The organism is Acidovorax sp. SUPP950, from assembly GCF_030158935.1.
Taxonomy (GTDB): domain Bacteria; phylum Pseudomonadota; class Gammaproteobacteria; order Burkholderiales; family Burkholderiaceae_C; genus Paracidovorax.
In genome coordinates, this window is record NZ_BQXE01000003.1 from 19,998 (window position 1) to 33,789 (window position 13,792).

13 protein-coding genes are annotated in these 13,792 nt (G+C 72.1%); 7 read left to right on the forward strand and 6 right to left on the reverse strand.

The window, feature by feature from the left end; translation table 11 throughout:
• Nucleotides 1-14 precede the first annotated feature (14 nt).
• The 5 genes from AVME950_RS13865 to AVME950_RS13885 form a co-directional block, all read right to left on the reverse strand.
• Nucleotides 15-692 (reverse strand): glycosyltransferase family 2 protein, encoded by a 678-nt coding sequence (locus AVME950_RS13865; protein ID WP_284430268.1) that lies wholly within the window; start codon nt 690-692, stop codon nt 15-17.
• Nucleotides 689-1,333 carry an SAM-dependent methyltransferase gene (locus tag AVME950_RS13870; protein ID WP_284406708.1) on the reverse strand — a complete coding sequence of 215 codons (645 nt, stop codon included), beginning with the start codon at nt 1,331-1,333 and terminating at the stop codon, nt 689-691. The genes AVME950_RS13865 and AVME950_RS13870 overlap by 4 nt, the downstream gene beginning before the upstream one ends.
• 1 nt (nt 1,334) lies before the next feature.
• On the reverse strand, nt 1,335-2,093 hold the full coding sequence (locus AVME950_RS13875; protein ID WP_284430269.1) for a PIG-L deacetylase family protein: 759 nt from the start codon (nt 2,091-2,093) through the stop codon (nt 1,335-1,337).
• Nucleotides 2,081-3,082, reverse strand: a complete 1,002-nt coding sequence (locus tag AVME950_RS13880; protein WP_284430270.1) for an acyl-CoA dehydrogenase family protein — start codon at nt 3,080-3,082, stop codon at nt 2,081-2,083. The genes AVME950_RS13875 and AVME950_RS13880 overlap by 13 nt, the downstream gene beginning before the upstream one ends.
• A gap of 229 nt (nt 3,083-3,311) precedes the next feature.
• Nucleotides 3,312-4,001, reverse strand: a complete 690-nt coding sequence (locus AVME950_RS13885) for a dienelactone hydrolase family protein (RefSeq protein ID WP_272565844.1) — start codon at nt 3,999-4,001, stop codon at nt 3,312-3,314.
• 154 nt (nt 4,002-4,155) lie between these two features.
• Here AVME950_RS13885 and AVME950_RS13890 point away from each other — a divergent pair, with 154 nt between their 5' ends.
• The 6 genes from AVME950_RS13890 (at nt 4,156) to AVME950_RS13915 (ending at nt 9,613) form a co-directional block, all read left to right on the forward strand.
• Nucleotides 4,156-4,902 carry an SDR family oxidoreductase gene (locus tag AVME950_RS13890; RefSeq protein ID WP_284430271.1) on the forward strand — a complete coding sequence of 249 codons (747 nt, stop codon included), beginning with the start codon at nt 4,156-4,158 and terminating at the stop codon, nt 4,900-4,902.
• Nucleotides 4,902-5,537, forward strand: a complete 636-nt coding sequence (locus tag AVME950_RS13895; RefSeq protein WP_272565846.1) for a MarC family protein — start codon at nt 4,902-4,904, stop codon at nt 5,535-5,537. Before AVME950_RS13890 ends, AVME950_RS13895 begins: the two co-directional genes overlap by 1 nt.
• A gap of 9 nt (nt 5,538-5,546) precedes the next feature.
• The gene (locus tag AVME950_RS13900; protein ID WP_284430272.1) at nt 5,547-6,248 is read left to right on the forward strand and encodes a response regulator; all 702 of its coding nucleotides are present in this window, start codon (nt 5,547-5,549) and stop codon (nt 6,246-6,248) included.
• A gap of 50 nt (nt 6,249-6,298) precedes the next feature.
• Nucleotides 6,299-7,762, forward strand: coding sequence for a two-component system sensor histidine kinase CreC (gene creC / locus AVME950_RS13905; protein WP_284406713.1), 1,464 nt, complete (start codon nt 6,299-6,301; stop codon nt 7,760-7,762).
• 124 nt (nt 7,763-7,886) lie between these two features.
• Complete coding sequence (gene creD, locus AVME950_RS13910; RefSeq protein WP_284430273.1) at nt 7,887-9,302, forward strand: cell envelope integrity protein CreD; 1,416 nt, start codon at nt 7,887-7,889, stop codon at nt 9,300-9,302.
• Nucleotides 9,299-9,613: a hypothetical protein gene (locus AVME950_RS13915; RefSeq protein ID WP_284430274.1), complete on the forward strand. Its 315-nt coding sequence runs from the start codon at nt 9,299-9,301 to the stop codon at nt 9,611-9,613. Before creD ends, AVME950_RS13915 begins: the two co-directional genes overlap by 4 nt.
• Before the next feature lie 23 nt (nt 9,614-9,636).
• Here AVME950_RS13915 and AVME950_RS13920 read toward each other — a convergent pair whose 3' ends face one another.
• Nucleotides 9,637-10,173 (reverse strand): hemerythrin domain-containing protein, encoded by a 537-nt coding sequence (locus AVME950_RS13920; protein ID WP_284430275.1) that lies wholly within the window; start codon nt 10,171-10,173, stop codon nt 9,637-9,639.
• 147 nt (nt 10,174-10,320) lie between these two features.
• On the opposite strand from AVME950_RS13920, the gene AVME950_RS13925 reads away from it, so the two are divergent.
• The gene (locus AVME950_RS13925) at nt 10,321-13,689 is read left to right on the forward strand and encodes a sensor domain-containing diguanylate cyclase (protein ID WP_284430276.1); all 3,369 of its coding nucleotides are present in this window, start codon (nt 10,321-10,323) and stop codon (nt 13,687-13,689) included.
• Nucleotides 13,690-13,792: the final 103 nt, after the last annotated feature.

Genomic DNA, 13,792 nt, shown 5'->3' on the forward strand with positions numbered 1-13,792 from the left:
GGCGGCGGCCCGCCTCACGTCAGGGCGGCGCCGGCCGGCACCCCGCCCCCCGTGTGCCAGCGCGCCTGCAGCCACGCCGCGAACCCTTCCGGCGCGCGGGCGATGCAGCGTGCGCTGGTGATCACCCGCGGGTCGCGCACCCACGCCACCGTCGCCTGCTGGGCGAGCAGGGCCTCGACCAGCCGCACGTCCTCGTGCGCCACGAGCGGCGCGAAACCGCCCGCGCGCCGGTAGGCCGCGGACGAGACGCCGAGGTTGGCGCCGTGGATGTGCCGGTGGCCGTTGCGGTCCTGGTAGTGCGATGCGAAGGCCTGCGCCACGTGCAGGGGTTGCTCGTGCCAGTCCTCCACGCCGATCGTGCCGCACACGGCATCGCTCGCGCAGGCCAGTTGCGCCGTGATCCACTGCGGCGGCACGCGGCTGTCGGCATCGGTGCAGCACAGCCAGCGGGCGCCGAGCCCGACCAGGTGGTCCATGCCCACCGCCCGCGCCGCGCCGACGCAGCGCGCGCCGATCTCCACCACGTCGCAGCCCCACGTGCGCGCCAGGGCCGCCGTGGCGTCCCGGCAGGCATCGGCCACGACCACGATGCGCACGGGTTCCTGCACCTGCGCGGCCGCCGCGCACACCGAATCCAGGCAGGCGCCGATGAGGGCGGCTTCGTCGTGCGCCGGAATGCACACGCCGATCATGGGGCGCCCTCCGCCGCACGGGCCAGCCGCTCCTGCGCGCCGCCCGCCTCCGCCACCGAGGTACCACTCCCGTTCTGCCACACGTCGATGCGCATGTCTTCGTCGCACCAGCCGCCCACGTGGTCGAGCGCCAGGGTGTCCCGCGCCTGCGCGTGGACGCCGTCGCCATGGGCCGGCGCATCCGCCACCGGCGCGCGCCAGTGGCACATCGCCAGGTGGCCGCCACGCTGCAGATGCCCGGGCACCTGCGCGAGGAAATGGGCGAAATCGGCCGGCGGCAGGTAATAGGCCAGTTCCGCCACCACGATGAGGTCGCTGGGGGCCTCGGGCCAGTGCTGCGGAAAGCGCCAGTGCCGCAGCGCCACATGGCCGGCGCCGCTCAGCGTGGCGGCGGCGCGCTCCAGCGCCGCCGCGCTGGCATCGGATGCGATGAGCCGGTCGCAGCGCGCGGCCAGCGCCACCGTGTTGCCGCCCACCGAGCAGCCGGGCTCGAAGCCCTGGGCGTACCGGGGACGGGGGAGCGCGGCCAGCAGCAGATCGCGCTTGCGGCGCTCGTACCAGCGCGTGTGCACGCCCCACGGGTCGGCGCTGCGCGCGTGCAGTTGATCGAAGTGCGCGGTGTCGGCCAGGGGCGCGCCCATGTCAGGCCATCGCCCACTCGAAGCGGCCGCTCCAGGCCTGCAGCGCCGAAGGCGGCAGCACCGGCGCCGCGCCGCCGTCCGGCTGGATCTGGCTCTGGAAGGCGCGCACGGCGCGGGCCTTGGCCTGCATCAGGTCGTCGGCCACGGCGATGCGCCGGAGCGTGCGATGGCGCAGCCGCGCGTGGGCCGCGTGTTCGGGCACCAGGGCCCAGACGGGGTATTCGATGCAGCAGGCCCCCACCGTGCGGGCCGCCGCCAGGGCGGCGCGGGCGCAGGCCTCGTGGTCGGGGTGGCCGTCGTGGCGCCACGGCACGAACACCGTGTCGCCCGGCGCCAGTTGCAGGTGTGCCGCGAGCGCAAGCGCCTCGTCCGCCAGGCCGCCATCGGGCAGGCCCAGGCGCACCACGGTCGCCGCGATGCCCAGTTGCGCCAGGGCGTCGGCCGACTCCTGCGGCCGGACCTGCCGCAGGCGCTCGGCGGGCCAGGCGTGCGAACCCGGGTGGCTGGCTTCCCCATCGGTGACCGCGTAGACCAGCACCTCGTGGCCACGGCGCGCCAGTTGCGCCACCGTGCCGCCGAGCACCAGCACCTCGTCGTCGGGGTGCGGCGCGACGACCACCACGCGGCTGAAGGGCGCCACCAGCGATTCGGGGGTGGCAGGCAGCAACCGCGGCTGCGGCGCTGCCGGCACCGGCGTGCGCGCGGGCACCGCCCGCAGGCGCCGGGCGGCGGGCTTGTGGGAGGCGATCACAGCGTCCATGCATTGTCTCCAGGAAGGGTTTCGTTCGCCTGGGCCGCCAGGCGGCCGAGCACTGCCAGGTCCCATTCAGCATGGCTTTGGCGCAGGAAGACCGCAAGATCCGCCACGCGCTGGGCGTGGTCGGCGTCGCGGCACAAAGGGCCCGCCCCCAGGGCGCGCCCCACGTGGTCGATCGTGGTGGACGCGGCCGCTTCCACGGTGCCGCGCACCTGCAGGGCCTCGCGGCGGCCGAACGGCGGCCCGCCCGCCCGGTGCGCATCGATGGCGGCGGCGGCATGGCGCAGTGCCAGGGCGGACGCGGACAGCGCGCAATCCACCGCGCCCAGGTGGGCGGCCAGCAGGTCGTCCGCCGCGGCGCCGCGCTGCTGCACCCGCTCACGCAGGCGCTGTGCCACGGCGGCAGCGGCACCGTGCCAGCAGGCGGCGATGCCGGCCGCGCCGTGCCAGAAGCCCGGCCGGTCCAGGTAGGCGCCGGGCGCCCCCACGGGCCATGCCGGCACCGTGTCGAACAGCACGTCGACGCTGGCGGTATCGGCCATGCCCACGGCGTCCCAGCCCTCGCGGGTGACGGTGACCCGGGGGTGGTGCATGGACACGGCAATGAGTTGAACCTGCCCGTCCGCATCGCGGGCCGTGGCCAGGGCGGCACTGACGCCCGAGGCGCCCGAGCACCAGCACTTGCGGCCGGAGACCACCAGACCGCCGTCGGGGCCCGCGGCCAGCTGCAGTTCGGCGCCGGCCGGCCCGCCCGCGGCCCACACGCCCCACAGGCCCTGCGACGGATCGACCGCACGGACCAGCGCGACGGCGGCGGCATCGCCCAGGATCTCCCGTGCGATGCCGACCGCGTCCAGATGGGATTCGAACAGCTTGCCGATGGCGGCGTCCTCGCCGGTCACCTTGGCGAGCCAGCGAAAGCGATCGGCGGTGGTGGCACGGGCCTGCGGGTCGGCATCGAACGCCTGGACCCGGTCCAGTGCGTGGCGCACGGGGGTGCCCAGAGGGAAATCGGTGGGGGGAAGGAGATCGCGGCGCATCCTTCCGACGCTAGGGGGAGGCCCTCGGCGGCCGTGTCAGCCTCGGCCCCCTGCCGCTGTGGGACGCCGGTCGGCGGCCCCCTGCCGTTGTGGGGCGCCGGTCGGCGGACCGCTGCTGTTGTAGGACGCGGGTCGGCCGCCTCCGGGCCCGCGGCCGGTCAGGCGGCCCCGGGGGCTCCGCTCAGCCCACGTGCTTGGCGAAGAACGCCAGCGTGCGCTCGCGTGCCAGGGTGGCCGAGGCCTCGTCGTAGGAGCCGCGCTGGTCGCAGTTGAAGCCGTGGTCGGCGTCGTACACGTGCACCTCCACTTCCGGGTGGGCCCGGCCGAAGGCCTGCACGCTGTCGAGCGCGATGAAGTGGTCGCGGTCGCCGAAGTGCGCCAGCACCGGAACCTTCGGGGTGCGCGCGCTTTCCTCGGTGGTGGTCATGCCGCCGCCGTAGTAGCAGACGGCGGCCGACAGGCCCTGCAGCTCGCACGCCGCGCGCCAGGTGAGCAGGCCGCCCCAGCAGAACCCCACGATGCCCACCTTGCCGCCGCCGGCCTGCGCCGCGTGGTCGATGGCGGCCTGGATGTCGGGCAGCACGCCCGCGCCGGGCAGCGCCTCGACGCGCGACTTGAGCGCGATGCCGTCCTGCATGTCCTGCGCGCTGTAGCCCAGCTCGACCCCGGGCTGCACCCGGGCGAAGGTGGCGGGCGCCACGGCCAGGTAGCCGCGCGCGGCCAGCCGGTCGGCCACGGCGCGGATGTGCGAGTTCACGCCGAATATCTCCTGCAGCACGACCACGGCGCCGCGCGCCTGGCCCTCGGGCTGCGCGACCCAGGCGGGCACCTTGAAACCGTCAGCCGATGCGATGTCCACGAAATTGCCCATGATGATGCGACTCCTTTTCCGGAAGGGATGGATGGATGGATGAGAGAGGATGGTTGGAAGGAAGCGGAGCGGTGAAAAGACGCGCCGGCCCGGGCCGGCGGATGCTGTAATGCGGGACCTTTCGCCAACGGTGCATTCTTGCAGGAGACGGCAATTGAACAAAGTGGTACTTGTGACCGGTGGTAGCCGGGGCATCGGCGCGGCGACCGCCCGGCTGGCCGCGCGCCAGGGCTGGGCGGTGGCGGTGAACTACGCCCGCGATGCGCAGGCGGCCGATGCCGTGGTGCAGGCCATCCGCGAGGCGGGCGGCCAAGCCATCGCCGTGCAGGCCGACGTGGCGAAGGAAGACGAGGTCGTCGCCCTGTTCGAGGCGGTCGATGCCCGCTTCGGCGCGCTCGGTGCCCTGGTGAACAACGCGGGCGTGGTCGACGTGCCGGCGCGCGTGGACCAGATGAGCGCCGAGCGCCTGCGCCGCATGTTCGACATCAACGTGGTGGGCAGCTTTCTCTGCGCCCGCGAGGCCGTGCGGCGCATGAGCACGAAGCACGGCGGCGCGGGCGGCAGCATCGTCAACGTGTCCAGCGCCGCGGCGCGCCTGGGCGCGGCCGGGCAGTACGTGGACTACGCCGCCTCCAAGGGCGCCATCGACGTGCTCACGCTCGGCCTGGCCCGCGAGGTGGCGGCCGAGGGCATCCGCGTGAATGCGGTGCGGCCCGGCCTCATCGACACCGACATCCACGCCAGCGGCGGCCTGCCCGACCGCGTGCGCGATCTGGCGCACCAGGTGCCCATGGGGCGGGGTGGCACGGCCGAGGAGGTGGCCGAGGCCATCGTCTGGCTGATGTCGGAGGCGGCCAGCTACACCACCCTGTCACTGCTCGACGTCTCCGGAGGCCGCTGATGGACCTGAAACCGCTCATCACGCTGCTGGCCATCGTGAACCCGCTGGCCATCGTGCCGTTCTTCATCCACTACACCGACGGGTTTTCGCAGCGCCAGCGCCGGCGCACCATCCAGGTGGCGGCCTTCAGCGCGTTCTGCGTGATCGCGGCCTGCGCGCTGCTCGGGCTGCAGATCCTGGAGTTCTTCAACATCTCGCTGCAGAGCTTCCAGGTGGGCGGCGGCATGCTGCTGCTCATCAGCGCGATGAACATGCTCAACGCCCAGCCAGCCGAGGCCAAGCCCCACACCCACGAACTGGAGGAAGGCGCCGAGAAGGCCGCCCAGGGCGACAGCATCGCCGTGGTGCCGCTCACCATCCCGCTGCTCACCGGGCCGGCCAGCATGTCCACCGTGGTGATCTATGCCGACCGGGCGCAGACCTTCTGGCAGCACCTGGCGCTGGTGGGCTACGGCGTGGTCATCGCCGGCGCCACGGCGCTGTGCTTCGCGCTGGCCGACCCCATCGCGCGCGTGCTGGGCAAGACCGGCATCAACGTGATGACGCGGCTCATGGGCCTGATCCTCGCAGCGCTGGCGGTGGAGGTGATGGCCGAAGGGCTGGGCAAGCTGTTCCCCGTGCTGGTCGCACGCTGAAGGCACGGCATGGCCACCACCCACGCCCGGTTGCTGCTGCTGGAGGACGACCCCGCCATCGCGCGCACGGTGGCCTATGCGCTCGAGCGCGAGGGGCTGTCCATCGTGCACAGCCTGCTGCTGCGGGACGCGCGCGAACAGCTGCGCGCCCGGCCCTTCGACCTGCTGGTGCTGGACGTGGGCCTGCCCGACGGCAACGGCCTCGATCTGCTGCGCGACCTGCGCCGCGACCCGGCGCACCAGGCCACGCCGGTGCTCATGCTGAGCGCACACGGCGAAGAACTCGACCGCGTGCTGGGCCTGGAACTGGGCGCCGACGACTATTTGCCCAAGCCCTTCAGCCCGCGCGAGCTGGCAGCCCGCGTGAAGGCCCTGCTGCGCCGCGCGGCTGCCCCCGCACCGGTGGCGGCGGCATCGGCGGCGCCCAGCCCGTTCCACGACGATGCCGCCGGCCAGCGCGTGAGCCTGCACGGCCGGCCGCTGCCGCTCACGCGGCGCGAATACCGCCTGCTGGCCTGCCTGCTGCGCGGCGCCGGCCGCATCCAGTCGCGCGAGGCCCTGCTCGCCGGCGCCTGGGGCGACGACAGCGAAAGCACCGACCGCACGGTGGACACCCACATCAAGACGCTGCGCGCCAAGCTGCGCGAAGCGGACCCGGCGCGCGAGTACATCAGCACGCACCGGGGCATGGGCTATTGCCTGGAGCCATGAGCGCCCGCTGGCACCGCTCCGCGCAGCCCACCCTGGCGAGGGCCTGACCCATGCGCCTGGGCATCCGGCTGCTGTTCGCCTTCTTCCTGATCAACGGCATCGCGGCCTTCTTCGTGCTGCGCGTTTTCACCGCCGAGATCAAGCCCAGCGTGCGCGAGGTGATGGAAGACATGATGGTGGACACCGCCAACATCCTGGCCGAGCTGGCGAGCGACGACCTGGCCGCAGGCCGCCTGGGCGCCACCGCGCCCGGCACGCCCGAGAGCCGCTTCGCGCAGCACGTGCGCCAGTACGCCAGCCGCCCGGTCGATGCCGCGATCTGGGGGCTGACCAAGCAGACGCTCGATTTCCGCATCTATGTGACCGATGCCGCCGGGCGCGTGGTATTCGACTCCGAGCGCAGTGCCGTGGGCGAGGACTACTCGGGCTGGCGCGACGTGGCGCGCACGCTGCGGGGCGAGTACGGCGCCCGCGCCACGCGCGAGGTGCAGGGCGACGACACCAGCGGCGTGATGTACGTGGCCGCCCCCATCCTGGTGGACGGGCCGTCCGGCCGCACCATCGGCGGCGTGCTCACCGTGGCCAAGCCCACGCGCTCGGTGCAGCGCTTCATCGACCGGGCCGAGCGCAAGGTGCTGCGCGGCGGCCTGCTGCTGCTGGCCCTGTCGGCGCTGGTGGGCGTGGCAGTCACCGTGTGGACCGTGTGGCACGTGCGCCGCCTGCGCGACTACGCCCTGAGCGTGCAGGGCCCGGCCGACGGGGGCCTGAACCCCACGCAGCCCCTGGCCGTGCCGCGGGTGCCGGGCGAGCTGGGCGACCTGGCCCGCGCCATGGACCGCATGCGCGTGCGGCTGGAAGGGCACGACTACATCGAAGGCTACGTGCGCGCCCTCACGCATGAACTCAAAAGCCCCGTGGCCGCCATCCGCGGCGCGGGTGAACTGCTGCAGGAGGACCTGCCCCCGGCCGACCGCGCCCAGTTCGCCACGCAGGTGGTCGAGCAAAGCGAGCGCCTGCAGCGCCTGGTGGACCGGCTGCTGGCGCTGAGCCAGCTCGAGCAGCGCCAGCGGGCCGAGGGCGCGGCCGCCGTCTCGCTGCAGGACTGCGCGGCCCTGGCCGTGCGCCAGGCCCAGGCCCGCGCCAGTCAGCGCACCATCGACCTGGTTCTCACGGGCGACGGCGCCGGCGGCCCGTGGGAGGCCGAACTGGTGACGCTGGCGATCACCAACCTGATCGACAACGCCATCGACTTCGCGCCCGCCGGCAGCGCGGTGCGCGTGGAATTGCAGGGCCCGGTGGTGGCCGTGCAGGACGCGGGCCCCGGCGTGCCGGACTATGCGCTGCCGCGGCTGGGCGAGCGCTTTTTCACCACCGCGCGGCCGGGTGGAGAGCGCAGCGGCTCGGGGCTGGGCCTGGCCATCGTGCGCCGGATCATGGCGCTGCACGGGGGAACGATGGCAGTGCGCAACACCCAGCCCGGGCTGCGGGTCGAACTCGCCTTTCCGGCCGCCTGACGGCGGCGCACCGGCCACCGGGCCGGCAGCGCGCTGGTGCACTTCACCGTGCGCTCACAAACTTCATTTCCGCCTCACGCCCGCTCACCACACTGCCCTCCACATCCACTGGCGGAGAGCCTCCTTGAAACACCCCCTGTTCACCAAACTGGCCGCGCTCGCGGCCATCACCCTGCTCCTGCTGTTCGGCCTGGGCCTCATCGAAGACGTGGTGCGCGACCGCCAGCGCTACCGCACCCTCACTGCCGATGGCGTGGCGCGCAGCCTGGCGGGTTCGCAAACCCTGCTGGGGCCGCTGATCCACAGCGCCTGCGTGGAAAGCTGGGATGCCGTGACCGGCACCGGCAGCGAGCGCACCACGGTCGAGAAACGGCGCGAGTTCGTGCTCACCGCCATGCCGGACACCCTGCAATTGCGCGCCGGCACCGCCATGCAGGAGCGCTCGCGCGGTGTGCACAAGGTCAACACCTACGCCCTGAAGGCGCATGTCGCCGCCGAGTGGTCGTCGCTTGCGAGCCTGCGGCCGGACACCACCGTGCAGGGCTCGCGCATGCAATGCGGCGCACCCCTTCTGATGATGGCGGTGGGCGATGCGCGGGGCATCCGCGCGGCCCAGCTCACCATCGGCGGCCAGGCGCTGGCCCTGAAGCCCGGCACATTCCACCCCGCCTACCCCCGAGGCCTGCATGCCCCGCTGCCCGAAGCGCTGGTGCAGCGGCCAGGCGGCGATACCGGCCCGTTCAAGGCCGAGATGGACCTGGAACTCGTGGGCACCGAGAGCGTGGCCATCGTGCCGCTGGGCAGCCAGACCCAGGTGCAGATGGACGGCAGCTGGCCCCACCCCTCGTTCGCAGGCCGCTTCCTGCCGTCGGAGCGCACCGTGGGGGACAAAGGCTTTTCCGCGCTGTGGCGCCTGTCTTCGCTCGCCAGCACGGCCCAGCAGGACGTGGCCGCCGGCCGCCCCGCGTGCGAGGCGGCCCCCAGCGCGGACCACGCCTACGAACCCGCGCCCGCCGACGGCCGCGGCTGCGCCGACAGCTTCACCGTGGCCTTCGTGGACCCGGTCAATCCCTATTCCCTGAGCGACCGCGCCACCAAGTACGGCGTGCTGTTCATCGCGCTCACCTTCGTGGCGGTGGGCCTGTTCGAGCTGATGAAGCGGCTGCGGGTGCATCCGGTGCAGTACCTGCTGGTGGGCAGCGCCCTGTGCAGCTTCTTCCTGCTGCTGGTGAGCCTGTCGGAGCACCTGCCCTTCGGCGTTTCGTATGCCATCGCGGCCAGCGCGTGCGTGCTGCTGCTGGCCTACTACGCCAGCCACATGCTCGGCAGCCTGTGGCTCGGCCTGCCGTTCGGGGCCGGCATCGCGCTGCTCTACGGCCTGCTCTACCTGCTGCTGCAGCTGGAGCAGACCGCGCTGGCCGTGGGTGCCATCGCGCTGTTCCTGGTGCTGGCCGCCGTGATGGTGCTCACGCGACGGGTCAACTGGTACGGCCTGACCGCGCAACGCCCGGTTCCCACCCCTCGCCCGGAGGCCGCATGAGCGCGCCGTCGCCCGGGCCGGCCCACCGGGCCAGCCCCTGGGACACGCACTTGGCCGCGCCAGCGCAGCCGGAGCGCGGCGAGCAGGGCCTGTCGATGGCGCAGGCGCAGCGCCTGCAGCGCTACCACGACCGCCTGCTGTGCGCCCTGGCGGCGCGGGACCGCGAAGCCTTGCGCCAGGCCAAGCAGGGCATCCTGAAGGCCGCCTACTGGCCACGGGCTGCGGATGCCGCGTCCCCGGCCTGGCGCCGGGCCATGCGCACGCTCTCCTGGCAGATGGCCGCCCTGCTGCTGCCCCGCGGGCGCCAGTAGCCCGCAGCAGGGGCTGCCAGGCCTCAGACCGCGACCGCTTCGCGCGCCGGGCGGGGTGCCGCAGCCTTTTCTGCCTGCGGGGCCCCACCGTCGCCAGAGCAGGCGCCGCCGCAGCCGTGAATGGCCTGCGCCGGAAGCGCGCCCGGCGCATGCACGGTGCCGGTCGCGGGATCGAAGCCCACGCGGCGCAGGTGCAGGGCGAGCGCCGCATCCATGGTCTGCGTGTGTTGCGGAAACCACAGGGCCAGCTCCGACGCCATGCGGCGCAGCACGGCCGGCTCGCCCGCTTCGGCCTGCGCCGTGCCCTCGCGCAGCACCTGCAGCACGACCTTGTGCTGCAGGCTGTGGCAGTTGCCCGAGGCGAAGCGGGTGGCGGCCATCCAGGCGTCCTCGCGGGCGAAGTGGTCGGCGGTGTGCGCCACCAGCGCGTGCCAGGCGCCCAGCAGTTGCGCGTCCGGCGCGGCCTCCACGGCGGCCAGCAGTTCCACGAACTCCTGGTGGGTTTCGTCCATGAGGGGAAGGTCGAGGGCGAGGCCCTCGGACCATTGCAGTGCAGCCATTTCCAGTCCTTGCAGTCCAGTGGGAGGCCAGCTTAAGAGGCGCGGCGGGGGTGGGTTTTGATGCAGGTCAGGGCGCCGGCGATCGGCGCCATGCCGCCGCCAGGGGCCACCTCTGCCGGAAAGGGCCGGACCTCTGATAATTATTCGATGACTCAGCCGTCCACCCCGGGTAATGCCGCCGCCGCGAGGCCGTTGAACGAAGGCGAGCGCCTCGCCGCGCTCCAGATGCTGGGGGTGCTGGATTCAGCGCCGGAGCCGGTTTTCGACGATCTGGCGTGGCTGGCCAGCCAGTGCTGCGATGCGCCCATCGCGCTCATCTCGCTGATCGACGAAACGCGCCAGTGGTTCAAGGCCAGCTGCGGCCTGGGCACACCGCAGACATCGCGCGAGATCGCGTTCTGCAGCCATGCGCTGGCATCCACGCAGATCCTGGAGGTCCCCGACGCGCTGGAGGACCCGCGTTTTTCCAGCAACCCGATGGTGCTCGGCGAGCCGGGCATCCGCTTCTATGCAGGGGCTCCGCTGGTCGGCGGCACAGGGCATGTCTACGGCACGCTGTGCGTGATCGACCGGGTGCCGCGGCGCCTGTCCGGAACGCAGCGGGAGGCGTTGCAACGCCTGTCCAGGCAGGTGGTCAGCCAGCTGGAGGCCCGCCAGGGCCGCCGGGAGGCCCAGATCCAGGCGGGCACGCTGGGCCGCCTGCTGGAGGCCATGCCCGATGCGGTCGTCTCCTGCGGCTCCGATGGACTGCTGGGCGAATTCAACCACGTGGCGCGGGCCTGGCACGGCACCGACCCCCGGTCCCTGCCGCCGAGCGAGTGGGCCGAGCATTTCGACCTGTTCGAGGCCTCTGGCACACGGCTGCTGGCGACCGGGGACATCCCGCTGCTGGCCGCCTGGCGGGGCGAGACCGTGCGCGGGTTCGAGCTGGTCATCAAGGCCAAGGGCCAGCCGCCGCGGTCGGTGCTGTGCAACGCTTCGCCTTTGTTCTACGCGGACGGCACCAAGATGGGCGCGGTGTGCCTGATGCACGACGTGACGGCGCTGCGCGCCGCCACCCGTGCCGCCACGATCGCGGCCCAGCGCTTTTCGGGCGCCTTCAGCGCCGCCACCCACGGAATGGCCCTGGTCGCCACCACGGGCCACTGGATCGAGGTCAACGACGCGCTGTGCGGCATGCTGGGCTACGCGCGGGACGAATTGCTGCACATGGATTTCCGGCGGCTCACCCACCCGGACGATCTCATGTCCCACCGCGACCACATCGACCGCCTGGTCCGCAGGGAAACGCAGAACTACCAGTTGGGCAAGCGCTACCTGCGCAAGGACGGCGAGACGGTGTGGGCCCATCTGGCGGTCTCGCTGGTGCGGGACGAATTCGACCAGCCCCTGCATTTCGTGGCCCAGATCCAGGACGTCACGGAGCAGCGGTCCATGGAAGAGCGCCTGCGCGACAGCGAGCGCCGCATGCGCAGCATCCTGGAAGACACGGAGGACGCCTTCATCGTGGCCGATGAGGACGGCCAGATCCTGGAGTGGAACCGCGCAGCCCAGGCGATGTTCGGCTGGCGCCGGGCCGAGGTGCTGGGGCGCCCGATGGCCGAGACCATCCTCGCCCCGGCGATGCGAACGCGCAGCCTGGCGGCGCTCATGGCCAACGAGGGCGCCCGGGCCCGCAGGCAGCTTCTTCCGGGATGGCACCGCGACCAGCACGAGTTTCCGATGGAGATCACCCTCAGCCAGGTGCAGCTGGAATCGTCCCGCATCGTGACAGCCTTCATGCACGACATCAGCGAGCGCGTCGCGGCCGAGCAGCAACTGCGTCGAAGCGAGGCCCAGTTGCAGCTGATGGCCGACAGCGTGCCCGCACTCATCGCGCACGTGGGCGCGGATTTGCGCTACCAGTTCGCCAACAAGGCCTATGCCGCATGGTTCGGCAAGGACCCCGCGCAGATCGTGGGCCGCCCCATGGATGAAATCCTGGATTCGGCGCATTTCGCCAAGGCCTGGCCCTACACCCGCCGCGTGCTGAAAGGCGAACCGGTGCAGTTCGAGGCCGAGGTCGCCAACGCCGCTGGCGAAACCCGGGTCATGTCCGCCAGCTGCATCCCCGATGTCCAGCCGTTGGAGCCGGACCGCCCACCGGCGCCCGCAGTCGGGTTCCACCTCACGGTGACGGACATCACCGTCCACAAGGATTACGCCAACAGGCTAGCGATCAGCGCCGCGCGGCTGGAGCGGGCCCTCGAAGGGGCCCAGCTGGGCTTGTGGGAACTGAACATCGAGGCCATGACGCTGCAGGTGGACGCCCGCGGATCGGCCATGCTGGGCTTCGGCCCCAACGAGGTGACCAAGACCGTGCCCGAATGGACCGCCGTGCTGCACCCTCTCGACCAGGAGCCGAACGTGGCCGCGTTCCGCCGGCATCTCGGCGGAATGACGGAAACCTACGAGAACGAGTTCAGGGTGCAGGGCCCGCAGGGGGCCTGGATCTGGCTGTTCTCCCGCGGCAAGGTCATCCGGCGCAGCGCCACGGGCGCGCCCTCCAAGGTCATCGGCACGTTCATGGACATCACCCAGCGCAAGCTTGACGAAGAGGCGCTGGCGCGCGCGGCCCTGCTGCTGCGGCAGTCGGGGGCCATGGCACGCGTGGGAGGCTGGACGCTGAATCCGGCCACGGGCGAGGCGGCCTGGACGGACGAGGTCTACCGCATCCACGACCTGGAGCCGCAAACCACGCCGGACCTGTCGCAGGCGCTGAACTACTACACCGAAGCGTCGCGCCCCCTCATCGGCGCGGCCTTGCAGCGGTGCATGGAAGACGGCACGCCGTGGGACCTGGAGCTGGAATTGATCTCGCACAAGGGACGACACCTCTGGGTGCGCGCGCAGGGCGAGCCGACCTACCAGGACGGCCGGATCGTCCAGCTGAGCGGGGCCTTCCAGGACATCACGGAGCGAAAGCACTCGGAGCTGCAACTGCAGCGCCTGAACGCCACGCTGGCGGAGCTGTCCTATACGGATGCCCTCACGGGACTGGGCAACCGCCGCCTGTTCGACGAGGCATTGAGCGCCGAGTGGGGCCGGGCGCGCCGGCAGGACGCATCCGTGGCCCTGCTGATGATCGATATCGACCACTTCAAGCACTACAACGACATGCACGGGCACCAGGCCGGCGACGACTGCCTGCGCCAGTTCGCCACCGTGCTGCAGGGGGCGTTGTTCCGGGCGCACGAAAAGCCGATGCGCTACGGTGGCGAGGAGTTCGTGGTGCTCTTGCCGGGCACCACGGGCGACGAGGCGCAGGTCGTGGCCCAACGGGTGCTGCAGGCGTTCGACCATGCCGCCATCCCCCATGGCGCTTCGCCCCTGGGCCCGCACGTCACCTTGAGCATCGGCGTGGCGGCCCTGCAGCCCACGGCGGAAATGACAGAAAAGCAATTGGTGCGCGACGCGGACCAGGGGCTCTACCAGGCCAAGGCCGCCGGACGGGCGCGTTGCATGCGGTGGCGCTGAGCGAACAGCCCCCACTGAGGCGGCCGCAACGCAAAAAGGCTTCGCACTGCGAAGCCTTTTTTGCTTTTGGCACCCCAGCCGTTCATCCGAACGCAGGGGTGGC